23 protein-coding genes and 1 pseudogene are annotated in these 23,598 nt (G+C 48.7%); 10 read left to right on the top strand and 14 right to left on the bottom strand.

All coding sequences use genetic code 11. From position 1 onward, the window contains the following. Positions 1-221: 221 nt before the first annotated feature. Positions 222-725, bottom strand: a complete 504-nt coding sequence (locus LPW40_RS03545) for a universal stress protein (protein WP_230820840.1) — start codon at positions 723-725, stop codon at positions 222-224. Positions 726-1,075: 350 nt separating this feature from the next. Here LPW40_RS03545 and LPW40_RS03550 point away from each other — a divergent pair, with 350 nt between their 5' ends. The 3 genes from LPW40_RS03550 (at position 1,076) to LPW40_RS03560 (ending at position 3,831) form a co-directional block, all read left to right on the top strand. Then, positions 1,076-1,912: a hypothetical protein gene (locus LPW40_RS03550; protein ID WP_230820841.1), complete on the top strand. Its 837-nt coding sequence runs from the start codon at positions 1,076-1,078 to the stop codon at positions 1,910-1,912. Positions 1,913-1,948: 36 nt separating this feature from the next. Further along, complete coding sequence (locus LPW40_RS03555; protein WP_230820842.1) at positions 1,949-2,776, top strand: SDR family NAD(P)-dependent oxidoreductase; 828 nt, start codon at positions 1,949-1,951, stop codon at positions 2,774-2,776. A gap of 161 nt (positions 2,777-2,937) precedes the next feature. After that, positions 2,938-3,831: an RluA family pseudouridine synthase gene (locus LPW40_RS03560; protein WP_230820843.1), complete on the top strand. Its 894-nt coding sequence runs from the start codon at positions 2,938-2,940 to the stop codon at positions 3,829-3,831. A gap of 2 nt (positions 3,832-3,833) precedes the next feature. On the opposite strand, the pseudogene LPW40_RS03565 reads toward LPW40_RS03560, so the two are convergent. The 5 genes and pseudogenes from LPW40_RS03565 to LPW40_RS03585 all read right to left on the bottom strand — a co-directional run. Further along, positions 3,834-4,047: pseudogene (locus LPW40_RS03565) on the bottom strand (fructosamine kinase family protein); the annotation flags it as partial. A gap of 106 nt (positions 4,048-4,153) precedes the next feature. Then, positions 4,154-5,035, bottom strand: coding sequence for a prenyltransferase (locus tag LPW40_RS03570; protein WP_230820844.1), 882 nt, complete (start codon positions 5,033-5,035; stop codon positions 4,154-4,156). Between the two features lie 15 nt (positions 5,036-5,050). Beyond that, positions 5,051-5,548, bottom strand: coding sequence for a CopD family protein (locus LPW40_RS03575; protein WP_230820845.1), 498 nt, complete (start codon positions 5,546-5,548; stop codon positions 5,051-5,053). Between the two features lie 205 nt (positions 5,549-5,753). Further along, positions 5,754-6,218, bottom strand: a complete 465-nt coding sequence (locus tag LPW40_RS03580; RefSeq protein ID WP_230820846.1) for a thioesterase family protein — start codon at positions 6,216-6,218, stop codon at positions 5,754-5,756. A 64-nt stretch (positions 6,219-6,282) separates the two neighbouring features. Next, complete coding sequence (locus tag LPW40_RS03585) at positions 6,283-6,843, bottom strand: TetR/AcrR family transcriptional regulator C-terminal domain-containing protein (RefSeq protein WP_230820847.1); 561 nt, start codon at positions 6,841-6,843, stop codon at positions 6,283-6,285. Between the two features lie 248 nt (positions 6,844-7,091). Between LPW40_RS03585 and LPW40_RS03590 the strand changes: the two genes are divergently transcribed. Together LPW40_RS03590 and LPW40_RS03595 are read left to right on the top strand one after the other, a co-directional pair. Then, entirely contained in the window at positions 7,092-7,328 is a 237-nt protein-coding gene (locus LPW40_RS03590) for a hypothetical protein (RefSeq protein WP_230820848.1), read from the top strand. Between the two features lie 170 nt (positions 7,329-7,498). Next, positions 7,499-8,470 (top strand): sensor domain-containing diguanylate cyclase, encoded by a 972-nt coding sequence (locus LPW40_RS03595; RefSeq protein ID WP_230820849.1) that lies wholly within the window; start codon positions 7,499-7,501, stop codon positions 8,468-8,470. 25 nt (positions 8,471-8,495) lie between these two features. Here LPW40_RS03595 and LPW40_RS03600 read toward each other — a convergent pair whose 3' ends face one another. Beyond that, a complete protein-coding gene (locus LPW40_RS03600; protein ID WP_230820850.1) occupies positions 8,496-8,693 on the bottom strand; it encodes a hypothetical protein in 198 nt (65 codons plus the stop codon). A gap of 197 nt (positions 8,694-8,890) precedes the next feature. Between LPW40_RS03600 and LPW40_RS03605 the strand changes: the two genes are divergently transcribed. After that, positions 8,891-9,313: a universal stress protein gene (locus LPW40_RS03605; protein ID WP_230820851.1), complete on the top strand. Its 423-nt coding sequence runs from the start codon at positions 8,891-8,893 to the stop codon at positions 9,311-9,313. 57 nt (positions 9,314-9,370) lie between these two features. Here LPW40_RS03605 and LPW40_RS03610 read toward each other — a convergent pair whose 3' ends face one another. The 3 genes from LPW40_RS03610 to LPW40_RS03620 form a co-directional block, all read right to left on the bottom strand. Next, positions 9,371-11,008, bottom strand: coding sequence for an alpha-keto acid decarboxylase family protein (locus tag LPW40_RS03610; protein ID WP_230820852.1), 1,638 nt, complete (start codon positions 11,006-11,008; stop codon positions 9,371-9,373). Between the two features lie 72 nt (positions 11,009-11,080). Beyond that, positions 11,081-12,124 carry a C45 family autoproteolytic acyltransferase/hydolase gene (locus LPW40_RS03615; RefSeq protein ID WP_230821069.1) on the bottom strand — a complete coding sequence of 348 codons (1,044 nt, stop codon included), beginning with the start codon at positions 12,122-12,124 and terminating at the stop codon, positions 11,081-11,083. Between the two features lie 136 nt (positions 12,125-12,260). Next, positions 12,261-13,820: a flotillin family protein gene (locus LPW40_RS03620; RefSeq protein ID WP_230820853.1), complete on the bottom strand. Its 1,560-nt coding sequence runs from the start codon at positions 13,818-13,820 to the stop codon at positions 12,261-12,263. A 391-nt stretch (positions 13,821-14,211) separates the two neighbouring features. Between LPW40_RS03620 and LPW40_RS03625 the strand changes: the two genes are divergently transcribed. After that, entirely contained in the window at positions 14,212-15,456 is a 1,245-nt protein-coding gene (locus tag LPW40_RS03625; protein WP_230820854.1) for a glycosyltransferase family 2 protein, read from the top strand. Between the two features lie 133 nt (positions 15,457-15,589). Beyond that, positions 15,590-16,105, top strand: a complete 516-nt coding sequence (locus LPW40_RS13715; RefSeq protein ID WP_097039225.1) for a DUF378 domain-containing protein — start codon at positions 15,590-15,592, stop codon at positions 16,103-16,105. Positions 16,106-16,227: 122 nt separating this feature from the next. On the opposite strand, the gene LPW40_RS03635 is transcribed toward LPW40_RS13715, so the two are convergent. Continuing rightward, complete coding sequence (locus LPW40_RS03635; RefSeq protein WP_230820855.1) at positions 16,228-17,412, bottom strand: NAD(P)/FAD-dependent oxidoreductase; 1,185 nt, start codon at positions 17,410-17,412, stop codon at positions 16,228-16,230. Positions 17,413-17,518: 106 nt separating this feature from the next. Next, entirely contained in the window at positions 17,519-18,397 is an 879-nt protein-coding gene (locus LPW40_RS03640; protein WP_097039229.1) for a DMT family transporter, read from the bottom strand. A gap of 214 nt (positions 18,398-18,611) precedes the next feature. On the opposite strand from LPW40_RS03640, the gene LPW40_RS03645 reads away from it, so the two are divergent. After that, positions 18,612-18,932 carry a four-helix bundle copper-binding protein gene (locus LPW40_RS03645; protein WP_230820856.1) on the top strand — a complete coding sequence of 107 codons (321 nt, stop codon included), beginning with the start codon at positions 18,612-18,614 and terminating at the stop codon, positions 18,930-18,932. Positions 18,933-19,022: 90 nt separating this feature from the next. Continuing rightward, on the top strand, positions 19,023-20,030 hold the full coding sequence (locus tag LPW40_RS03650) for an NADP-dependent oxidoreductase (protein WP_230820857.1): 1,008 nt from the start codon (positions 19,023-19,025) through the stop codon (positions 20,028-20,030). Positions 20,031-20,111: 81 nt separating this feature from the next. On the opposite strand, the gene LPW40_RS03655 is transcribed toward LPW40_RS03650, so the two are convergent. Further along, positions 20,112-21,782, bottom strand: coding sequence for a glutathione ABC transporter substrate-binding protein (locus LPW40_RS03655; RefSeq protein WP_230820858.1), 1,671 nt, complete (start codon positions 21,780-21,782; stop codon positions 20,112-20,114). Positions 21,783-22,233: 451 nt separating this feature from the next. Beyond that, positions 22,234-23,577 (bottom strand): MFS transporter, encoded by a 1,344-nt coding sequence (locus LPW40_RS03660; protein WP_230820859.1) that lies wholly within the window; start codon positions 23,575-23,577, stop codon positions 22,234-22,236. Positions 23,578-23,598: the final 21 nt, after the last annotated feature.

Genomic DNA, 23,598 nt, shown 5'->3' on the forward strand with positions numbered 1-23,598 from the left:
CTAAAATATTCCCGACATTGTTATTTTAGCGTTTAGTACTTCAATACCTTTTTCTTTCTATTCGCACCTATGCAGTGTTCGTAAAAGGATACTTTTTCATACAAAAAAGCGAGGAGAAGCACTTTGATTAGCTTCGTCTCGCCTGTTTTTGTACATTGAGCCTCTCATATATTATCTCTAAACTATACCGTCCATTGAAGAGTAAAGCTCTGAATATATTCTTATTCAGTGTGGGATTTCGCTTCTCCAGGGGTATAGGAGTCTGAAGGTGCATCATCCTGCACTTGATCGGTACGGACAACCAGCACATCGCATTTGGCTGAACGAACGATGCGTTCCGAAACACTTCCCATAACAAAACGTTCTACTGCATTCAAGCCTGTAGCACCACAAACGATTAAGTCCGCATGAACTTTCTGGGCAATATTCCGGGGTATCATGACTTTCGGAGACCCATAATCCACTACAATATTCACATTTTCAATTCCGGCATTTGCAGCCTCTTTCTTATACTCACTCAGAAGTTCTTCTGCAGACTTATAAACCTGATGTGCTATCGAACGATCATAACCTTCAATCGCTCCAAAGGAACGGGTATCTATTACATTCACTAAATTCAATGTTGCATTATTTCGCTCTGCAATGCCGATGGATTTTTTGAATGCCCCTTCCGCTTCTTTTGAGCCATCTATCGCCACTAAAATTTGCTTATAAACCGATGACATAATTAGATTCCCCCTTGAGATAACTTTTATTGAAATAAATGAACATGATGATCGTACCTTAAAAAATTGAGTATTATTTTTGTAAATTGTCCCCCCGTGATTTTTATATCCTGAAAAACACCTCATTTATACATCAGCTGATTTTAATATAGATTAGCACCTCCACAATGTATTGTCCATCACATAATTGTGAATACTTTAAATTAAAAGAATGTTAAGGCGGCATTCCCTTTTGCAGCTTGGGACGGCGACTCAATATTCAAAATTCATGCAGTTTATTGCTATAAAATCGGGCTGTGATACTCTATAATTGAATCAATAATCCTTAAAATAAAGACACGGAGGCCGCCATGGAAATCATACTTCATGAAAACATAACTGCTTATCTGCAGGAGAAAAATATAATCCCGAATTACCTTTCATCCGGACACGGGGTGACTTGTGAGGCGCATGGAGAATGGCTCGCCTATGTGTATTACTCCCTTGATCCCTACCATCCTTCTGCGCCATATTTGAGGTTCGCGGTGCTGGATGACAGCGTAAAACCGGAGACGATTGTGGAAATGTACGAAAAATTGAAGACCACCCTGCCGATGTCGGACATCATCCTGGAAATCCACCGGCACCACAACCTGTACGAAAAGCTCATCACTACATATGATTTCAAAGAGTTCAGGAGGACTTATGAAACCGAAGTGGAGATCAGCAGAATGATCAGTCATTTTAATACCGGCAGCACAGAAGAGAACCGGTTGGAAAGCGCATTTGAAATGACTGAAGGTCTTTCAGATCTCTCAAGGCAGGTGTATGCATCCGTCCATGATACCATCCCGCTGAGGGAAATGAGCCTTGCTGAATGGCGGGACCTCATCACTGATGACATTGATTTTGAAAGTTCAATCGTCATTTACGATGAGGACGAGGCAATCACCGCCTATATGCTGATTTACGAAGGTGAGGACACATCCAAAGATTTCGGCTATTGCTATTATGCGGATTCTGAGGCAAAGCAGCGTCTTGCTTCAGCGTTCGGGCAAACACTGAACAAGCTCCAGGAGAATGGTTATGAACATATCAACCTGGAGGTCGACACGACCGATGAATATGCATACGGATTCTTCAATGAATTCGTGAAGGATGAAGCGCCTGTTTTGGTGAGCTACATCCGCAGGCAGAAAAAAGCATAAAAGACGATCGTATATTATCTTCGGAAGGAGATGCTTATGAAACCTTTATCGGAATGTACAGTTTTAATCACCGGATCGACAGATGGACTCGGCAAAGCGGCTGCACGATGGTTCGCAGAGAAAGGCGCATCAGTCCGGCTGCACGGCAGAAACGAAGAGAAAGGCAGACGGACACTGGAAGAGATTAAAAACGTCACAGGTAATGCGGATCTGAAATATTACAACGGGGACTTCTCATCCCTCGACTCCGTCTCAAAGGCTGCAGAAGAGATACTTGCCGGTGAAGACCAAATCGACATACTGATCAATAATGCAGGCATCGGCGGCGGACCGAAATCAGGAGGCAGGCGCAGCACCAGCCGGGACGGCTTTGAGGAGATATGGGCGGTGAACTACATCGCACAGGTGCTCTTCACAAGGAAGCTTCGGCCTTTATTGGAAGAAGGCTCAAGGATCGTCAACGTCGCATCCATCGGCCAGGCTGAGATCGACTTCGATGATTTGAACATCGAGCAGCGGTATGACGGCTTCCTCGCATACTCGAGGAGCAAGCTTGCATTGATCATGTTCACTTTCGACCTTGCCGAAGCAGTTAAAGATCAGGGCATCACGGTCAATGCCATCCACCCTGCTACGCTGATGGAGACGAATATGGTGAATGAACATTTCGGCAGGTCACAGTCATCTGTGGAAGAAGGACTTGAGGCGCTTGTGTTTCTTGCATCCTCTGAAGAAACGGAAGGCATCACGGGAGAATTCTATGACGGCAGGCGCCGTTCAAAAGCGCTCGGCCAGGCTTATGACCGTGAAGCGAGGCAAAAGCTGAAGACCTGGACCGAAGAGGTTTTAAGCGGATACGTTTAACTTTTGTGAAAATCAATGGAAATGACAAACTTTAAGTGATGACTGGCCCATTGATGTAGTAGAATGGGGAATACAATATCATGACCGACTGTGGAAGTATGGAAGACTTTCTCTTGTAATGGAAACCGGTATTTGAAGGAAAACGATATGGAGGAAGTATAATGAAAAAAAGAAATATCATAAATAAGCCTGAGGCGGAATGGATCGTGGAGGAATCCACGGAACTGCTGGAGTATTTGTTTGAAAAGATGCCCGCGCGCAGCCGTAAAGCCGTAAAAGGCATCCTCGGCCGCGGCCAGGTGAGCGTGAACGGCCGGGCTACAAGCCAGTTCAACGACATGCTTGAACCGGGTGACCGCGTGGAGATTGAAACACGCACCGGCAAGCATGATGCGAAGATCAGGGGTTTGAAAATCTTACATGAAGACAGAGATATCATCGTGATCGATAAAGAAGCAGGCCTTCTGTCCATCGCATCCGAAAAGGAAAAGCAGATGACCGCTTTCCGTCAGCTGTCCGACTATCTTCAGACGATTCATCCGAAGAACCGCATTTTCATCGTCCACCGCCTGGACCGGGATACATCCGGTGTGATGGTGTTCGCAAAGAACAAGCAGGTCCAGCAGAAAATGCAGAATGACTGGGGCAGCATCGTTTCGGAACGGACGTACATTGCACTTGTCGAAGGGAAGGTCGAACAGGACGGCACCGTCACTTCTTGGCTTTCGGAAAACAAGGCACTGATCATGCGTTCCAGCCAGAATCCCGAAAAAGGCAAAAAAGCGATCACCCACTACAAAGTGCTGAAATCGAACGATAATTTCTCCCTGCTTCAGGTGAACCTGGAGACCGGACGCAAAAATCAGGTACGGGTGCATATGCAGGATATCGGCCATCCGATCGTCCGTGATAAGAAATACGGCGCACAGACGAATCCGATCAAAAGGATGGGACTGCATGCGCAGGCGCTTGAATTCAAACATCCGGCGACCGATGAATATGTACGTTTCGAATCCACGGCACCCGCTTCATTTTCACGGCTGTTTAAAAACTAAATTCATTTTCCATCCAGAATTTCATCCATCGTCTCATTGACGCTTCCGGCATAAACAGAGCCGAACTTCACGAGATGGACCATCAGCAAATACAATTTATAAAACCTTATCCGCTCCCATGCCCCACCGGTGAGCGGATATTTTTCGTCATAGGCATCGTAAAAACCTTTATCGAGGCCGCCGAACACCGAGGTCGAATTCACGGTCGCCGTACAGTTGAAATAAAGGATGCCCATATTGGCTTAAAATCCAATGTGGACATCTTTTCTTTTTGCTGGCACCTTGCAATTTTGAAGGACATCCATGAAACCCGCCATCCCCGCTACAATATAATGGCTGAAATAATCGCCAAGCTGTGGATTAAATGGTGCAGGGCGGCCATGCCCATATGGTTTTGGCCATCCGGTTGATAGAAACGATGGATGAGCTCAATTGCGACGGGCAATGACACAATAACCCATCCCGATGAAAAGATCAGTATGCTGCTGATATAAGTCAGAGCCAGTATAGCAGTAAGCAGGTATACGGCTTTTTTTCTTCCAAGGCGTATCGCAACCGTCCGCCGTGTACTATTATCTTTTTCAATATCACGTATATTATTGGTCAGCACCATAGTGGCCATCAGCAGTGAAAATGGAATCGGAAATATTAATATTGCCCAGCTCATTGACACACCTTGAACAAGCATCGCGATGATGAGTGGCAGAGGTCCCAGGCACACAGCTGCTGCGACTTCACCAAGGCCGAGACTCGACAGCGAGCGTTTTCCAGCAGAGTAACAATAACCGAGGACGAGGCCGGCGACGCCAAGTGGAATGATCCAAAAACTGCTTTCTGATGCAAGCCACAGCGTTAAAATGGAAACGACAGCGACAAGGGAAATAGAAACATAAGGCACCTGTTTATACTGCGGTGTCAGAAAAGAGGCATATGGATCCCTATTCTGCCATTTCCCTTCCTCCTGACCTTTCATGAAATCGAAATAATCATTCAGCATGTTCACAGCTGCCTGTATGAGTACACTGATTACAAGAAGAATGCCGAAACGGAATAAGCTGAAATCCATGACTTGAGAGGCCAAAAGCGTCCCGGCAGTCACCGGCATGACGGAAGCGGTCAAAGTGACCGGCCGGATGATGCGAAACCAATTCGAATAATACTGATACTCCGACGTCATATTTCTGTAACCCAATAATTGAACCATAACAACATCTCCTTCCTAGAGCATGATCATAAGTGTCAGCAGAGAAACGAAGCCGAAACCCTCAACACTTTCCACAAGGACCAGAACAACCAGGGAGCGGTTCAGCGGCCGGCGGTCCCCTCTTTCAGCCGCATCCCAAAGATGGTTATCAGAAAGCACTCTCATTGCATGAGGATATCCGATGAAAGTACCCCACAGCAATGTCACGATACCGATGATGAGCGCGGCAAACCACAAATTTCCATAAGTTGTATGCCAAACTGCTTCGAAGCTGTCCAGCGGACCCAGCCATGTTCCCAAAATTACCCCTGTTAAGATGACGGCGGTTCCGGAAAAGGTGAAAAGATAATGGCTATGCTTCATGACAGCCCTCAATACCCGTCTCGTATCCTGGAGTTCGAACAGCCGGAGAGCCGGAAAGATGCCCCAGCCGACAAAAAGCAAACCACCCACCCAATTTATGGCAAGGAATATATGAATCCAAAGTACCGTCTGGTAAACTGTCCAATTCATCGTTCTTCATCTCCTCTTTTCCATTATGCACCCCCCTTTTTCTGATTTCCTTGACATAAATCAAGTTTTATTTATGTAAACCTGGTTAAGGGAGAGTCAGAGGAAACCTGAAGAATGTAAAAGATGGAAAACGATACATGTAACATGGATTATGAACTGTTTAACTGAGTAATAAAAAAGGACTGCCGGATCCTCCGGCAGTCCCTTATCTTCTGATTCCGATTGTACGGCCGATCTCCTTCGGCTCATCCATTTCGCCCTGGGCCTCGTAATAATTTTTGACGGCTTCACCAATCGCTGCCGGAAACTCACCCGGGCGGCCGGTCTCAGTGTCCATGCCCATGTACATCACTTCGTAAGTGGCAGACTGTGCGCTCTGTGCGTTATGCAGTGTCATGAAGACATGCAGCCGCTTAGCATCAAAGTCGTATATCCTGATTTTGATCGTGATCTCTTCACCGGCAAACACTTCGTTCTGGTATACGATATGATTCTCCAGAGTGAAGATGGTGAAGGACAGTTCCTTCACTTTCTCCGCGCTGAGCCCGAGATGTGACATCCATTCGAGGCCGGCGTCACTGAATGCGCGGCTGTACTGGCCGTCATTCATGTGTCCGTTGTAGTCAAGCCATGATTCAGGCACCGTAGTGCGGTATTCATATAAACCCATAGTCATCTTCCTTTTCAAGTATTATATCCACTTTACCATCAGTATATGAAATTTCAAACGGCATTCAATCATCTGACGTCAAATCCAGTATCGAGTTGGATATCAGGTAGACATATGCTTCAAATACTTCATCAGCCGGTGTCGCCGCTTCTTCAGTGATCCATTTCTCCAAAATATAGACGAGTCCCGAAGCATGGTACCTCTCGACCACCGTCTGTGTGAGGGCGGACAGATTATCATCCAGGTTCAAGCCGTGCTTCTCATACACTTTACGGTAGAAAAGCTGCATCTTACCCTCGAGGACCGCTTCAAATGAGTTCTGTCCGCGCACCTGGAATGCCTGCTTATAAAAATCCCGGTTCTTTTCAAAATAACTGAAGATCATCTTCAGCGCTTCCCTTTCCATATCCGACTCCATCATCGTATGTATCGCCTGGAACAGCTCTTCCTCCAGAATCACCGAAAACAATTCATATTTGTCCAGAAAATGATTGTAGAATGTCGCCCGTTTCACACCGGCATCTTCGGCAATCATCTGTATGGTGATTTTCTCAAATGGATACTGCGGAAGCAGCGCTTTAAAACTCTCGATCAACAGCGGTCGTACATTTTTCTGTTCTGCCATGCATTTCCCTCCCGTTATGGTCCTCCAAAACAATTGATTCCTGTTTTTTATATGACAATTCATCCATTCTGTTCCCGAATCCCGACAAATCTAATCTGAATGTATGCAAATCCACACACCTTCCCCGATACGTTTGTTATGAATACGCCGGTAATGGTTAATTTATAAGTAGAAAGAAAAACAGAGGAAGGCTGAATCCCCTGGACGTCTTCCTCCTTAAATTCTAACAACGGAAAGGTGGTAATTTCATGAGTGAACATACTGAAAGACAATCGGAAAGCAGTCTTAACAATACGACAGGACTGTGGGTTGGATGGATCGGTCTCATCCTTGGAATCATCGGTTTCTTCTGGCAGCCAATCTTCCTTGGTATTGCAGCGATCATCCTTGGAATCATCGGTCTGTTCTCCCCACAGAAAGCACTTAACGGAATCGCGTTGGCAATAGGTGTCATCGTGCTGATATACGGCATAGCCATATTATAACCTGATATGTCATGACGCGAATTTAAGATATGAATGATAACAGCCCGGCCTTTTTAAAGGCTCGGGCTGATTTTTTATTCAAAATCGTTGTAAATTTGTTCTGTCTGCAATTGAATGTATTTTACCGGTAGATTAGACTGTTAATATAAAGACTTCACAGGAGGCACATGATGCAAAGCGACACAGAGTACTCAAAAGAAGAACTGATCAGGGAAATCGATTCACTGAAGCGTCTGAATAAGCAGCTGCTGGCGACCTTCCACGAAACTGAGAAGCTGGAGTTCGGCTGGACGGGCAATCTCGGGCAGTGGTTCTGGGATTTCACGATCAATGAAGTTACATACAACCCGATGAAGGCAACAGCCCTCGGCTACACTGAGGAGGAGTTGCCGGAAAAGGTGCCGTACGAGTTTTTCACCGAAAAGTTGCATCCGGATGATTACGAACATGTCATGCAGATGATGCGTGATCATTTGGAGGGGAAGATACCCGTATGGGAAGTGAAATACCGCATCCAGGCAAAGGATGGCTCATGGAAAGTCTACCAGGACCGCGGAAAAGTCACGGAACGGACGGAAGATGGTGCGCCTCTCTTCTTAAAAGGCATCGTGTTCGACGTGACGGACGAAGAAGAGGAAAAAGAACAGCTGAAGGTGAAGAACAGCAAACTGAGAAGCCAGATGAGGATTGATGCACTGACTTCCCTGTATGCAAGACAGGGTGTGCTCCTGGAGCTTTCCTATTTGAAAGAAAGGGAGGATCCGCAGTCCATCATCGTGCTGCGCGTTGACGATTATGCAAAATACGAAGAGGAACTCGGCGTCTTCATGAGTGAAAACATCTTGAAGACGACGGGGAAGATCATTAAAGATGCGGCCGGTGAGGATCATTTCGCGGGGCGCTACCGGGAGACGGTATTTATGATTCTGCTTGATGATACCCGTGAAGAGGAAGCTTACGCATTGGCTGAAAAAGTGAGGAAGACTGTCATGAACACCGTATTTGAAGTGCCCCGCGACATCACCATCAGCGGCGGTGTCGCTGAATATGTACCAGGTGAGACGGTCAGTGAACTGATCCACACGGTCACGGAAAAATTGGTCGCAGCCCAGAGACAGGGCGGCAACCGGATCATTGGCTGAGCGTAAGGAGGCAAAACGCTACCTGTCATCTTTCACCGTCGGACCGCCTGCTGCGGACGATGAGCGAGCTGATGATGAAATCGAGCACCACATAAATGATCACTGCGGTGATGAAGAAACCCATCGACATCAACTCCGGATTCAGGAAATAGATTAACCCTAAAACTCCCAAAAATAAAAAAACGGCCAGTATCCTGAAATACCTCAGTTTCAAGCTGAACAATCTTACACCCCCTATGGATTTAGCCTCATTAGAGGCTTACCCGGCCTCACCGGGCTTAAACGCCACAGAAATTGTGAGGATTAGGTTTTACAATCAATTTAAATGGTAATCTAATATATATAAAGGATGGCATAGATACGTAAAAACTGATATTTTTAATTTAGGCAATATTTTAAGAATTAAAAGGATGTGTGAATATGTACAAAAAGATTTTACTGCCTTTCGATTTCGGCAACACTTTCTACAATATTCCAGAACAGCTGGCTAAACTCACGAACGGAGACCCGGAAGCCGTGGTCACGATATTCCATATCATGTCGGAAAATGAAATGGCGGATAACGTGAAGTATCACGGCAAGCATTTTGACGACATCACGAAAGATAAAGTGGAGGACTTGAAGCCGTTCACGGATGAACTTGACAAGCTGGATGTGAATTACAATATAGTGATCAAAACAGGCCGTGTCATCACTGAACTGCTGCGGGAAATCAATGAAAATGATTACGAGATCGTCGTCATGAGCAACCAGCGTGCAAGAAGGGAACTGAAACACGTGCTCGGGCATGTCACCCATAAGGTGGCAAAACGTGTGAACACCCCTGTCCTGATCGTAAAATAATATGACATTACTTAAAAAACACCCTCGTAAGGGTGTTTTTTAAGTTTATTGAATGTTTTAATCATCTTTTGCGTATTCCCTTAATTTATGCAGATACAGCGGTGCATCCATGGGATCGGTGACGACGAGCTCTATAAAGGATACGCCATCGAAGCTTTCAGCCTTTTCAATCGCTTCATCCAGCTCGCCGTTCGTCCGCACACTGGCCTTGAACACTTCTCCAGCAGCGGAGAAACCGTCGATCAAAGTCATATAATCCCACTTGGGCACATCATTATAGTCGGCATAAGGACGTTCCGTGTTCAAATACCGTTCAATCGTATAGCCCTGGTTGTTCAGTAAAAATATGATCGGCTGATAGCCTTTGTCGATGATGGTGCTCAGTTCCTGGGCCGTGAACTGGAAGGCGCCTTCGCCGATGAAGAGCAGTACACGGCGGTCTGCTGCTGCTGAAGCGCCGAGTGCAGCGGGTGTGCCGTAGCCGATGCTCTGCCATGCGCCGTGGGAGACGAATGTTGCGCCTTCGGGCAGCTTCACCTGGCTCATGCCGTAGGAAAGCGTGCCGGTGTCGACGACGAGTATATCATCTTTTTCAAGCATCCTCTGGAAGCGCGGGTAATAGGACTCCGCCGCAATTTCCTCTTCCGGTCCGCCGGCGATATCATCGTAGATGGAAGGCAGCGTCTCCACTTCCCCTTCCCTCCGATAACCGGATTTCTGAAGTGCTTCCAGAGCATCTGTTGCCTGGATGCCGTCATACTTCTCACCCGCGACCTCGACTGAATGCGGATGGATGATGATCATCTTCCCGGTGTCGAGGTCTGCGGTGTATTTTGCGAGATTGAAGTCGGACCAGAGCATACCGACAGCGATGATGCAGTTGGCTTCCTCGACGATCTTTTGGACTTCAGAGTCGCCGAATGCACCGCCGTACATGCCGATGTACTGGGGATGCTGCTCATTGAAACCGCCCTTCCCCTGCATCATCTGTGCCACCGGCACATTGAGCGCCTCGGCAAGCGACTGCACTTCCGGCTCGAGGCCGTAACGCAGCGTATTGAAATCGACGAGCATCACCGTGTCACCCTTCATACGTTCCTTCGCATGCGCGAGGGCAGATTCAAGGTTTTTATCGTCCGACTTTTCTTCAGATTCCGAAGTCTCCATCTCCCCGACCGGTTCCGTCACCTGATCGATCGGAATATCGATATAGACCGGCTTCTTCTTTTCTTTTGCGATGCGGACCGCTTTCGGGATCTCGAACCCTGCATTGTCTTTCGTCACTTTAACGGCATAGGCGGTGATGTGTTCATACATATGTCTGAACACTTCAAAATTGCCGTCCATCAAAGTATGGTGGACATTCTCACCCGACTCTTGAGTCTCGAGGTCCGGGGAACCGGCAATGTGTATCACCGGTATATTTTCACTGTATGCTCCGGCGACGGCATTGGATGCGCTCAGTTCACCGACGCCGAATGTCGTGATCATTGCAGCGATGCCCTTCACCTGTGCATATCCGTCCGCCGCATACCCCGCATTCAGTTCATTCCGGTTATCGATCAGGTCGATGCCTTCATAATCCTCCAGTGTATCGAGGAGGGAAAAATTGAAATCCCCGGGCACGCCGAAAATTTCAGTGATGCCCTCTTCCTTCAAAGTGTCGAATAAAAATTCCCCGACTGTTTTAGCCATTGATCAACCACTCCTATCGTAAGATGCGTTAACTAAGTCTTCCCTGTAAGGGACTTTGTTAATCAATTGCAATCAGCCCATATTGACGAACGGCCGGTCGAACTCCAGCATGCCTTTGATCTGTTTCACGTACACGTCTTCCCCGGAGAGCCACCTGCCGAAATCGAATATGACCGGCTCACGGTCCGGGCCCATCGCAAACCATGCCTTCAATTCCCTCGGGAAATAAACTGAAGTATGGATCGTTCCGGCAGAGGCGTCGTATTTATTTGAAAATATTCCGTATGCAGGGTCGTTCATGACTTTATATGACTCATATGCATTGCCTGCATCCTGCTGGCGGGCCATAATCCTCTCCTCACGCCCGCGTGTCTCCTCCTGGCGGTACCGGTTCTCCTCATTCAATATGTGGAAATGGTTGGTACATACATTCGCCTCCCTTATGACGACCCTCCGGGGAGACGCTTCGACGACATATGAGATGCCGCTCGGGTCCAGTATCGGATAGCTGAATGAATGCCTGTGCGGGATCTCCTTCAACAGTTCGGCCGCTTCATGTACATCGGCGCAGTTTTCAAGGATCAGCCGCCCGATCATGTTGCATATGAAGCCATCGTCGGATTTTTTACTGTGGGTGAAGTTGTATCCCATCGCAAGCCCTTTTTCATTCATGCCGTCAATGCGGCCTGTAATCTGCATCGACGGGCCGATCACCGCATAGCCCCCGTCGGTCGGCTGGTAGAATGTATACCGGCCTTCATAGCCTTTCGGATGGCTGTCATAATTACGGATCATGAAGTCGTCGCCGGTGAAGATCGAGCAGCCGCTCGTGACATATTCCATATAAAATCCCCCGAACTGGCGGATCGCTTCCTCCGCCTCCATTCCGAGAGCATCGGCAAGGCCTTCAATCTCCTCTAAAATCATCGGGGAAAGGCTGGTCATTATTTTGATGAATCTATTTTCATCCACTATGAAGTGGCGATGCTGCCGGGGCTTCCACTGACGTTCACGGTTCGGCAGTATGGATGAATGCCTGAGCATCATCCCCTGATGATAACCGAAATCGTAATGTGTGCCTCTAAATTGGATGACATCGCTGTAGTACTGTTTCATCATATATTCGTTCACTCCTGCTTTTTTCTTTATATAAGTGTACGTGATTCGACCTTTAAGGTGAAATTAACAGCCTGTAAGCCCATGGCACTATGGCTGCAAACCAATAAAAAAATGACTCCGAAGAGTCATTTCTTTAATAATCCTTATAGTAATCGTCTGCCGGATCGGTTTCCGGACGGTCTTCAGCCGGCGGCTCCAGGCCGTCTTCTGCGTCCGCAGCCTCTGCTTCTCCGGTGTCTTCGGATGCGGATTCCTCACTGTCCGTACCGTCATCCTCCACTTCCCTGTACTCCGCTTCGCCCTGTCCGGCTGAAGTGGATAAGTTATTCAGGAAGCCTTCGAGGTCAAAACCTGTCATCTGCCCCATGCTTTCCTGGAGTTTTGCCATCGTGCCGGTGACGGTGTTCGGCAGTGAGTTTATCTGCTCGCCCTTGCCGCTGTCCAGGATGCGGATGGATTCCACATTGCTCAGGGATTCGCTCACGGCCCTTGCGAATTCAGGCATGATTGCGATCAGCTGCTCAAGGATGATGACATCCTTATGCTCGGCCATCGCCTTCGCACGGCGCTCGATCGCTTCTGCTTCGGCGAGGCTCTTCTCCCTGATGACTTCCGCTTCGGCCTTACCTTCGGCCATGCGGGCTTCCGCCCTTGCTTCAGCTTCTTTCGTCTGTGCATAGTAGTCCGCCTCGGCCTGCTGCCTTCTGATGGCGACCTGCTGACGTTCAAGCTCGACGTCGTTTTCACGTTCCATCTGGCGGAGCTTCAATTCGTTCTGCTTCTCCTGTTCGCGGATTTCAAGACGCTGCCTTTCGACTTCCAGGCGGCGTTCTTCCTCCTCGAGCATACCCGCTGCCCTCGCGGCCGCATTTTCCTTCTCTGTTTCAGCAAGAATCTTCGCATCTTTGAGATCCTTTTCCTTACGGCTCTCTGCGATGTTCATCTCCCGCTTATACTGTTCATTGGAGATGTCCTCGTTGTCCTTCGCCTGCTGGATTTCCGTTTCACGCCTGTTTTCGGACTCCGCGATCTCCGCTTCTTTCTTGACCCTGGCAATCTGCGGACGACCCAGGTTTTCAAGGTAATTCTCATCATCCCTGAGGTCGGATAAGCCGAGTGATGTGATTTTGAAGCCCATCCGGTTCAGCTGGTCCTGTGCGATTTCACGCACCTGCTCGTTGAAGCTCTCACGGTCTTTATTGATCTGTTCGACCGTCATTTTGGATAATATCGCACGGAGATTCGAGTTCAGCACTTCGGAGATCTCATGCTCGATATCCTCCTGCTCCTTGCCGAGGAACTGCTCGGCATATTTGACGATGCCGTCCAGGTCATCGGCCACCTTGACGGTCGCCACCGCCTGACCGTAGATGCCGACGCCTTCCAGTGTGTAGACTTTCGGCGTCGAGATCTGCAGCTGGAATGATTTCAGCGAGACCCTCGTCCCTGTCTGGAACAGTTTCAACCTGTGCCCGCCGCCGCGGATGACTTTCATATAACGTCCTTGATCGTCTTTGTATATATTGGTCTCCTTCGTCTCGTCTCCGAGATTCGGACCCGTGACGATCAGTGCTTCGTTGGAAGGCACCGTGCGGTATCTCGCTTTCATGAAGAGATACCAGCCGACCGCGGCGATCAGCAGCAGGGCGATGATGCCTATAATGACAATTAATGTACCCGTCACTTCAAACATATGTAAACCCCTTTCCATGTATGGTTGTTCTTCTTCAAGGTTTCCATAATTCACTTCCCGAGTCAATGAATTTCACGGATTCATGGAAACCAATCACCTTAAATGGAATATTATTTCATTTAAATTTTATAAAATTAATATGCATAATGTATATTAAACTTGCTATTCAGGAAAATCCGACTATAATTAATTAATAATTGAGAGCATATCAAAGGTGTTCTATATTAAACTACACCTTTATGCGGATAAATACCCATTCAACACTTTATATCGTTTTCGAAATAAAATATCATAATAATTTTAATATTGTCCATTTCGTCAGTATGTTCCATCCAACACAATACATACCTGTACATTACACAATCAGTTCTTCAATAATGGAGGTCATACAATGGACAATGCAGTCACTTTCATCACTTACCTGAATACATTCATGCTCATCTTCTTCACTGTGCTGTACAGTTATAAAATCATCTATATACTGGTCGCAATCCGGGCGAAAAGGCGGCACCGCCCTGAAGCCGTCTCCGTCTCCCATTTCAATAAATACGCCGTGATCATCGCCGCAAGGAATGAAGCCCTCGTCATCGGACAGCTCATCGAAAGCATCAAAAATCAAAAGTATCCCGCTGAAAACATCGATATATTCGTGATTGCTGACAACTGCACTGACAATACGGCAGAAGTGGCAGAAAAGGCGGGCGCAATCGTCAGGGAACGTTTCAATGATAAGAAGGTCGGCAAGGGTTATGCATTGGACCACATGCTCGGAATCATCGAAGATGAATACTCCGACAGGCAGTACGACGGCTTTTTCATCTTCGACGCCGACAACCTCCTCGAGGAAAACTATGTGGCGAAGATGAACGACACCTTCAACCGGGATTACAGGATCGTCACGAGCTACAGGAACTCCAAAAACTTCGACACGAATTGGATTTCCTCCGGCTATTCCATCTGGTTCCTGCACGAGGCGGAATACGTCAACCGGCCGAGGATGCAGCTGAATAACAGCGGCGCAATCTCCGGCACCGGCTTCCTCGTCGGTGCGGATGTATTCCGGGAGAACGGCGGCTGGGTGCATCACCTGCTGACGGAGGATATCGAATTCACGGTTTCCCAGGTGCTGAGGGGCGAGAAGATCGGCTACAGCGATGCCATGTTCTACGATGAACAGCCCGTCACCTTCAATCAGTCCTGGAGGCAGAGGATGCGCTGGGCCAAAGGCATCTTCAGCGGCAAAGGCAACAGCTTCTCATGCTTTGATATGGCAATGACCATCATGCCCGCCCTGCTGCTCACTTTTTTCAGCGTCGCCATCAACGGCTTCTTCTTCCTTGCCGGTCTGCTGATCTGGGATCTCGATGGCAACAAGGCGATCATACTGGCGACATCCACTGCATTCCTCGGCACCATCTCGTGGATTTACCTCATGCTCTTCATCATAGGTGCCATCACGATGATGAGTGAGAGGAGTAAAGTCCATTGTGCCGGGTGGAAAAAAGTGGCCTACACTTTCACTTTCCCGCTTTTCATGCTGACTTATATACCGATTGCCCTTACAGCTCTTTTCAAAGATGTCGAATGGCAGCCGATCGCCCATACCGAAGCAAAATCAATCGAGGAAATGCAATAGGGAGACGACCGTCCAGTGGGACGGTTTTTTTCTTTTGACGTCTTGATTTATAAGCTAAATAAATATATTGGCGTTTAGCGCCTTATTATGAGGGAATACTTTCAGTAACATGAAATAATAAGGAGGAGAATTTATGAAAGCATTGGACATGGCTGCTTTGGCACTTGTGATCATAGGCGGCTTGAACTGGCTTCTGGTGGGATTGTTTGAATTCGACCTTGTAGCCTCCATCTTTGGAAGTCAGGAGAACATCGGTGCCAAAATAGTCTACATCCTGGTCGGTCTCGCAGCTCTGTACTCCTTAAAGTTCTTTGGTCATATCAACGATCATCATGAACGCGCTGAGGACACCAACAGAGTGACGGGGACAGGTACGACGCGCACAGACGCTGACAGAACAACCGGGACGACAGGTGCTGATGCCAGGACTGCCGGTATATCCAACGAATCCAAGGAAGTCGGCCCTACAGCGGGTTCCACTAAAAACAAGCCTATGGATGCCGACACACGCACAGGCACTGATACAAGGACCACTGGTATGTCCGAGGAAGTCGACCCTACAACAGGCTCCACAAAAAACAAACCTGTAGATGTTGATACGCGCACAGGCGCTGATACAAGGGATCTTGATGATACGGACAGAAGATAAGAGTGAAATGTATTCCTGATATTTGATACTTTTTAAGCCCTGCCCGGGAATCGACCGGACAGGGCTTTTTAATTCAGGTTTTAAATGATTCGAGTCACTTTCCTGGATGAAATGCTATCTTTTTATGATTTTCCGTTCAGCATGCCGTACCAGTACATATACGGCAGCATGTTTTTCTTGAACTGATAGAAGAGCTTCTTATCATCCGACTGATCCAGGAACGTCGTCTCTTTTGGAATCTTATCGTAGCCGAACTCAGCCAGGATCAGTTCACCGTATTCCGTCGCGACCGGACAGGCGGTCTTGCCGTCATACATATGGGTCGGATCTTCATCATTCATGCGCTGGATCAGATTGTCTACGAGTATCGGCAGCTGCTGCCTCACGGCACCGCCCATCTTCACCGTCGGCAGATTGGAAGCATCCCCCAAAGAGAAGACCGTCGTATAAGTCTTGTGCATCATCGTATGGGGATCGACGTCCACCCACCCTTCCGCGTCCAGCAGTCCGGACCCCTTCAAAGCATCCGGGCCGTGCATCGGCGGTGTAATGACGAGCATTTCAAAAGGCACGACATGTGTCTCACCGGTCTGATGATTTTGGAAGACTGCTTCTTTTTCCCTGCCCCTTACCTCGATCAGCTCTTCATTCAGCTTATAATCTATATTCTTCTTTTCAAGCTGTTCGACCAGGCTGTCGCTGTATTTCTTCACTTCGAATATTTCCGGGCGCCCGCTTCTGAAGACGACATTGACATCGCGTTCGTGCTTTTTGACGAAGTCATCCATCGTGAATATGGAATTTTCCGCCGAGACCCCGCCTTTGATCTGGGACAGTGGTTTCGTCACAACTATATTCCCTGTCCTTACACTTTTCAGGGATTCATAAGTGTAGTCCACTAAATTATAGACATAATTCGTACACACCCGGTTTTTGCCGAGTGACTCCCTCGCACCCTTGATGGCGTCAAAATCAAGCTCAAGACCCATCGCGACGATCAGGAAATCGTAGCTCACGGTCTTACCGCCTGCAGTCACTTCACGCTTCACCGGATCCACACTGTCAACAAAGGCCTTCATCCACCTGGCACCTTTCGGGATGACCTTCTCCATCGGTTTCTTCGTCGCCTCACTCTTCACTTCCCCGCTGCCGACGAGCGGCCAGCCCGGCTGGAAGAAGTGGTAATCACCCGGCTCTATGATGAGTACTTCATTTTTCAAATCTTTCTTCTTGCTCAATATGCGGCTTGCAGTCGATATGCCCCCGGCACCCCCGCCGAGGACGATCAGACGAAAATGACTCTTCATAGTGCACCTCCATTAAGATAGAAAATCCTTATCTTAACTTTCATACCCGTATATTGATGAAATCATTCGTGATCCGAGGGCACTGCACAATAAATAACTCCATTGCTTAAGTTTTTGCATATTCCTCCCGCCGTTCACTCCAAAGGAAGATGTAGACACCGATAAGCACGATCATTCCACCCGTTAGCTGAAGGGGCCCCAGTGTTTCCGACAATATGAAGAAGGCGAGTATGGATGCGCCCACAGGTTCAAGCAGCATGGCCATGGACACGGTGGTCGGGCTCACATCATACAGCAGGTAGTTGAATATGACGTGTGCAATGGTCGGGAAAATCGCAAGCAGTATGAATAACAGCCACTCCACCGGCGGGTATGCCGTCAGGGCGGTCCCGGTGATGATGTTGTAGATCAATAAAAATACACCGGCAATGGCGAATACGATGAAACTGTAGACCCAGTGTTTAAGATTGCGCACCGCATTCTGTCCGATCATGAAGTAGCATACGACGGCCACCGCGCCGAGGAATGAAAGGAAGTTGCCGGTGATGGCGCTCAAGTCCGTAAAACTGAAATCCCCCCAGCTGATGAGGACGACCCCGAGGAATGAGATGAACACCGAAACCGCCGCCCTGAGGCTCACTTTCTCTTTATAGACCAGGTACGCCCCCACCATCGCAATGATCGGCTGCAGTGCAAGTATGACCGTCGAACTTGCCACAGACGTCAGATGCAGGGATTCGAACCAGAAGCCGAAATGCATGGCGAGGAACAACCCTGCAAAAATCAGCGCCCCCCACTCCCGCACCGTCAATTTCAGGAACTCTTGCCTGTATTTATAGACGACCGGCAGCAGCAGGAGGCTTGCGAAGAACATCCTGTACATGCTGATGATGCTTGCCGGTGCCCCTGAAAGCTTTACGAAAATTGCGGCAAACGCGATGCAGACGACGGAGATGCCGAGTAAGACGATCACGGATTTCTTCATTATGTATCTCATCCCCCTTCCGCATACTCTTTTTTAAGCGGACTTCAATCCCTTTAATGATATCAGACAATGATTGAATTTTGCGACAGTTTTGCCGCATGCAGCACCCATCCTGCCATCTTTAAGCTGCGGGGAGGTGTCGCCGGCTGTTTAATTTCTGCCATCAAAGGGAACATGGAATTTAAATCCATAAATATTTCAAGGAGGATTCGATATGGCTCAAGCAAATGAGAAGCTGCTGCAGGTGGTGCATGAATGCATGGAGGCATGCAACAACTGTTATGACGCATGCCTGAAGGAAGATGATGTGGGCATGATGGCTGAATGTATACGCATGGACAGGGAATGTGCGGATATATGTTCCTATCTTGAACAGGCGATCACGAGGGATTCACCGTTCGTGACCGAACTCACGCAAGTTTGTGCGACCATCTGTGAAGCATGCGGCCAGGAATGTGAGAAGCATGACCATGACCACTGCCAGCGCTGTGCCGAAGCGTGCTTCAGATGCGCCGAAGCATGCAGGGCAGCATAGACCCAAACAGAAATTATCAATCCGGTTCACAGGCCACACAAGTGGCCTGTTTTTATGAAATTATGATCATATTTTTAGAGGGGGATTATCGTGAAGAATGAACAAATTGTTTTGGCTAAGCGCCCGGACGGGGTGCCCGGCGATGAAGTTTTCAGATATGAAGAAGTTGAAACGGACTCACCCGGTGTCGGGGAACTGCTGATAGAAAGTGTCTATATATCAGTCGATCCATACATGCGCGGAAGGATGAACGATGCAAAGTCCTACGCGGAACCGTTCAAGATCGATGAGCCGCTGGCCGGCCATGTTGTCGGCAAAGTCGCAGAATCCAATGCGGACGGTTTTGAAAGCGGGGATGTCGTGACGGGGGCATTGCCATGGAAGAAATTCAATACCGTCCCGTCAGATTCGGTCGATAAAGTGCCGTCGACGGAAGTGCCGCTGTATTTATACCTCAGCACGCTCGGCATGCCGGGACACACCGCCTACGGTGGTTTATTGAATATAGGAAAGCCTCAGGAAGGCGAAACCGTCGTCGTCTCGGCAGCATCCGGTGCCGTGGGGTCCGTCGTCGGACAGATCGCCAAAATCAAAGGCGCAAGAGTCGTCGGTATTGCAGGCGGTCCTGAAAAAGTGAAGCACCTCACCGACAATCTCGGGTTCGATGAAGGTGTCGACTACAAGGCCGATGATTATGCCGAAAGGCTTGCTGAAGCTGTCCCTGACGGGATAGATGTGTATTTCGAAAATGTCGGCGGCTCCGTGTCGGATGAGGTGTTCAACCATTTGAACCGTTTTGCCAGAATACCAGTATGCGGTGCAATTTCGGCCTACAACAGCAAAGAAGACAACGGCCCGCGCGTACAGACCAAGCTGATTAAATCACAGGCGCTGATGCAGGGGTTCCTCGTCGGCCAATTCAAGGATGATGCCAAAAACGCCAGCGAGCAGCTCGCGAAATGGATAGAAGAAGGGAAGATCAAATCCGAAGTCTCCATTGAGGAAGGCTTTGATAAGCTGCCGAAGGCATTCAGGAATTTATTCACCGGAGAGAACTTAGGCAAACAGATCGTCAAAGTGTCGGATGCGCTGGATTGAAACAGCTGAACACTTTTAAAAATTCTGATCAAAGTTAAACCCACCAGCATAGACTGGTGGGTTTAACTGTTTCAAATTGTTTTATTCACTTAAAGTCACATTACGGAAATCCGGTTTATTATAATTGTTGATGTACAATCCTTCCACGTCACTGCGCTGGGCGTTCATGCTGAGCGCCTGCCTCATATAGATCATCGGTGCTTCATCCACCAGGACTTCCTGCAGCTCATGGTAGATCTCCACACGTTCTGCCTCATCGGTCGTCGTCCTTCCCGCTTCAAGCAGTTCATCGACTCTTTCATCATCGGTGAAGGTGCGGTTGCCCTGGCTGCCTTCCATTGATGAATGGAACAGCGGCCATACGGACTGGTCCGGGTCACCCGTCGGGTTCGGCCAGCCGAGGATGAATATATCATGATCTCCCGTGCCGGTCTCTTCAAGGTAGGCGCCCCATTCCAGCTGGTCGACGGTCGCATCCACATCGATCTCCTGCAGTGCTTCCTGCAGGTAGATTGCGACATCGACACGCTCCGGCGCGTCATTGGTGATGATGGTGATGTCAAAGCCGTCTTCATAACCCGCTTCCGCCATCAGTTCCTGCGCACGCTCCACATCATGTTCAATTCCTTCCAGGTCCTCGTCATGTCCGAGCAGTTCGGGCTGGATGGGCCCTGCAGGTATCCTGCCTGTGCCGCTGTATATACCATTGATGATTTCTTCTTTATCCACGACATGCGAAATCGCCTGCCTCACCCTCTTGTCATCCAAGGGTTCTTTCTGCGTGTTGAATCCAATGAATTCCGTCGCGATATTGTAAAGCGTATAAGGCTCGGTTTCCGCATTGTCTTCAATACGCTGCAGGTGGTTCGGTTCGAATCCGCCGATCATATGGGAGTCGCCCGTCTCAAGTTCTGCGATCCTTGAGCCGGTCTCCGAGACGACCTTATAGGTCACTGTATCCAGATTCATCGGCCCGCCCCAGTAGTCGTCGAACCTCGATAATGTCGTGCTTTCACCGGGGCTGCGTTCTTCGAATCGGGCATAGTTCGTGCCAATGGGCTGCTGTTCCACCACGCTCCCCACTTCACCGGAGATGTCGTCCACTACATCTTCATAATCCTCACCGCCGGCTTCCCTCAAGTCATAATAGTCTTCCACAGTCATATCGAGACCTGCTGAATCAAGGGCGGACTGGTAATCTTCATCGATGACCTCCTTGCTGATCATGCTCGCACCATCACTTGTCAGATGATTGAGGAGCGGTGCAAATGGATATTCAGTGGTGATCTCGACCGTATACTCATCGATGACCGCCACTTCCTCTATCATTTCAAACAGGTTCATCCTTGCTGATGCGGTCGCAGGATCCAACAGACGGTCGAAATTCGCCTTGACCACGTCTGCATTGAACGCGCTGCCGTCATGGAATGTCACATCTTCACGCAGGTGGAAGATCCATGTATTGTCATCCGTCTGCTCCCAGTCCTCGGCGAGGAGCGGCTCGATCTCCATCTCCTCATCCTGCGTGAGCAGCGTTTCATAAATGTTCGTGTTGACCTGATCGGACGGCAGGTCACTTGTCGCGTGAGGATCAAGGGATGTCAGATCGCTTCCGTAGGAGACGACGAAATCCCCGCCTGTTGCTTCGCCGTCCGTCCCCTCTTCCGCTTCCGGATCCACATCCCCGTCATCCGTGCAGGCCGCAAGCAGCAGAAGCACCGGCAGCAATAATAGTGAGAGCTTTTTATTCATCACATTCACCTTCCATAATTGATGGCATATATTTCATACTCACAAAGTATGGTATAAAAGAACGATGCCGAATGCAAGGGCATGAGCCAACTAGAATAAAAAAATTGCCAGATGTAATCGCATTTTCATCCGTTGAAGTACCTGTGGCAATAACCCTCAGAAATGAAAGAGCAGCCTTCAGGCCGCTCCGGAAAATCATGTAAATGGGTTGCCGAACAGGTATATCAGAATGACAGCGGCAATGATACCCAAAATGAATATAATCAGATAATTTGAACTTTTCATAACGACTCCCCCTTTAGTACTGTTATGAAACCATTACCTTCTTTTTACATTTTAAACATTCATTATAATGATTCGGTATAATGGGATTTTAGTCTGACCTGACAAATTAAAGAGTGGCTTCCTATATATAAAGGAAGCCACTTGTATACTTGATGAATTTTTTATTTTAAGACTCTCCGGCAACGGGGGCTGCAGTCTGCACCGTCTTACCGCTTCTTTCACGGACGAACAATAATGCAGTGCCGCCGAGGAGGCTTGGTATGGCGAATGCCATGAATGCAGTCTGCGGCTCCAGGTTCGTCATAAGTACCAGACCGATCAAGACCGGTGCGGTGATGGAGCCGAGCCTGCCGATGCCGACGGCCATGCTGAGGCCGGTTCCCCTGATATCCGACGGGTAGAATGCGCTGATGTAAGGGTTCACCAGATTTTGCGTACCGCCCGTACATGCCCCGCCGATGGCGATCAGCACATAGATGAGCAGCGGCTGCTGCGTGATGCTCAAGGCGACGAAACACACCGCGCCGAGCAGGTACATCGTGAGCAGTACATTCTTATGGCCGATCCGGTCGACCATATAGCCGCCGGTGAGGGACCCGATGATCTGCCCGACTGCGAGTATCATGATGAACGACATGCTGGAGGCGACATTGAAGCCGGATTCCTGCATCATCGTCGGCAGCCATGTGTTCAGGCCGTAGATCATCATCAGACAGCTGAATACCATGATCCAGAATGCGATGGTCGTGATTGCACGGTTGCCTGTGAACAACTGCCCGATCGGCAGTCCCTTCGCATCCTTTTTGGCGGCCGTATACACGAATTCATCCGTCGGGCTGTAGTTGCCTCCGGGGTTTGCCCTGTTCAGGATTTCGGCAACTTTTTCCTTATGCCCTCTCGGCAGGTGGTAGGAAATCGATTCCGGGAACTGTTTGATCAAGAACGGCAAGGCAAGGAGCGGCAAGGCACTCAGTAAATACATGAACCGCCAGCCCAGGCTCTCAATGAAGTAGATTGCGGTGACCGAGGCGATGATGGCACCGATCGAGTAGCCGGTGTACATCATTGCGACAGTCAGTGCCCGGTTCTTCTTCGGTGAGTATTCACTCATGAATGAGATCACCACCGGCATGAGGCCGCCCATCCCGATGGAACCGATGAAACGGAATGTAAGGAACATAGCCGCACTTGTCGCAAGACCCGCGAGTGCATTGAATACACTGATGAGCACAAGGCAGATGATCAGTATGCGTTTCCTGCCGATGACATCAGAGAAGGAACCGAGCACGAAAGTGCCGAGCATCATGCCGATCAGGGCATAGCTCCCGATGGCACCGCCTTCGGCAGCGGATAGACCGAAGTCCTCCATCATGTGCGGAAGTCCTATTCCATATAATGCGATATCGAATCCGTCAAAAGCGATGGCAAAGAAACACCATAGAAACACGAGCAGATGAAATTTATTGAAGCGGCTTTTATCGATGGCCTCTTCCACTTGCACTTTCCGCACATTAACCCCTCCTGATATAAA

This window comes from Salinicoccus halitifaciens, assembly GCF_021026095.1.
Classification (GTDB): Bacteria; Bacillota; Bacilli; order Staphylococcales; family Salinicoccaceae; genus Lacicoccus; species Lacicoccus halitifaciens.

Excerpts from the sequence above, each read along its gene's own strand:
- LPW40_RS03545 (WP_230820840.1), bottom strand. The coding sequence starts at position 725 with ATGTCATCGGTTTATAAGCAAATTTTAGTGGCGATAGATGGCTCAAAA.
- LPW40_RS03590 (WP_230820848.1), top strand. The coding sequence starts at position 7,092 with ATGAGTGAACATACTGAAAGACAATCGGAAAGCAGTCTTAACAATACG.
- LPW40_RS03605 (WP_230820851.1), top strand. The coding sequence starts at position 8,891 with ATGTACAAAAAGATTTTACTGCCTTTCGATTTCGGCAACACTTTCTAC.
- LPW40_RS03615 (WP_230821069.1), bottom strand. The coding sequence starts at position 12,124 with ATGAAACAGTACTACAGCGATGTCATCCAATTTAGAGGCACACATTAC.
- LPW40_RS13715 (WP_097039225.1), top strand. The coding sequence starts at position 15,590 with ATGAAAGCATTGGACATGGCTGCTTTGGCACTTGTGATCATAGGCGGC.
- LPW40_RS03655 (WP_230820858.1), bottom strand. The coding sequence starts at position 21,782 with ATGAATAAAAAGCTCTCACTATTATTGCTGCCGGTGCTTCTGCTGCTT.
- LPW40_RS03645 (WP_230820856.1), top strand. The coding sequence starts at position 18,612 with ATGGCTCAAGCAAATGAGAAGCTGCTGCAGGTGGTGCATGAATGCATG.
- LPW40_RS03560 (WP_230820843.1), top strand. The coding sequence starts at position 2,938 with ATGAAAAAAAGAAATATCATAAATAAGCCTGAGGCGGAATGGATCGTG.
- LPW40_RS03610 (WP_230820852.1), bottom strand. The coding sequence starts at position 11,008 with ATGGCTAAAACAGTCGGGGAATTTTTATTCGACACTTTGAAGGAAGAG.
- LPW40_RS03625 (WP_230820854.1), top strand. The coding sequence starts at position 14,212 with ATGGACAATGCAGTCACTTTCATCACTTACCTGAATACATTCATGCTC.
- LPW40_RS03585 (WP_230820847.1), bottom strand. The coding sequence starts at position 6,843 with ATGGCAGAACAGAAAAATGTACGACCGCTGTTGATCGAGAGTTTTAAA.
- LPW40_RS03640 (WP_097039229.1), bottom strand. The coding sequence starts at position 18,397 with ATGAAGAAATCCGTGATCGTCTTACTCGGCATCTCCGTCGTCTGCATC.
- LPW40_RS03635 (WP_230820855.1), bottom strand. The coding sequence starts at position 17,412 with ATGAAGAGTCATTTTCGTCTGATCGTCCTCGGCGGGGGTGCCGGGGGC.
- LPW40_RS03575 (WP_230820845.1), bottom strand. The coding sequence starts at position 5,548 with ATGAATTGGACAGTTTACCAGACGGTACTTTGGATTCATATATTCCTT.
- LPW40_RS03555 (WP_230820842.1), top strand. The coding sequence starts at position 1,949 with ATGAAACCTTTATCGGAATGTACAGTTTTAATCACCGGATCGACAGAT.
- LPW40_RS03580 (WP_230820846.1), bottom strand. The coding sequence starts at position 6,218 with ATGGGTTTATATGAATACCGCACTACGGTGCCTGAATCATGGCTTGAC.
- LPW40_RS03570 (WP_230820844.1), bottom strand. The coding sequence starts at position 5,035 with ATGGTTCAATTATTGGGTTACAGAAATATGACGTCGGAGTATCAGTAT.
- LPW40_RS03595 (WP_230820849.1), top strand. The coding sequence starts at position 7,499 with ATGCAAAGCGACACAGAGTACTCAAAAGAAGAACTGATCAGGGAAATC.
- LPW40_RS03550 (WP_230820841.1), top strand. The coding sequence starts at position 1,076 with ATGGAAATCATACTTCATGAAAACATAACTGCTTATCTGCAGGAGAAA.
- LPW40_RS03620 (WP_230820853.1), bottom strand. The coding sequence starts at position 13,820 with ATGTTTGAAGTGACGGGTACATTAATTGTCATTATAGGCATCATCGCC.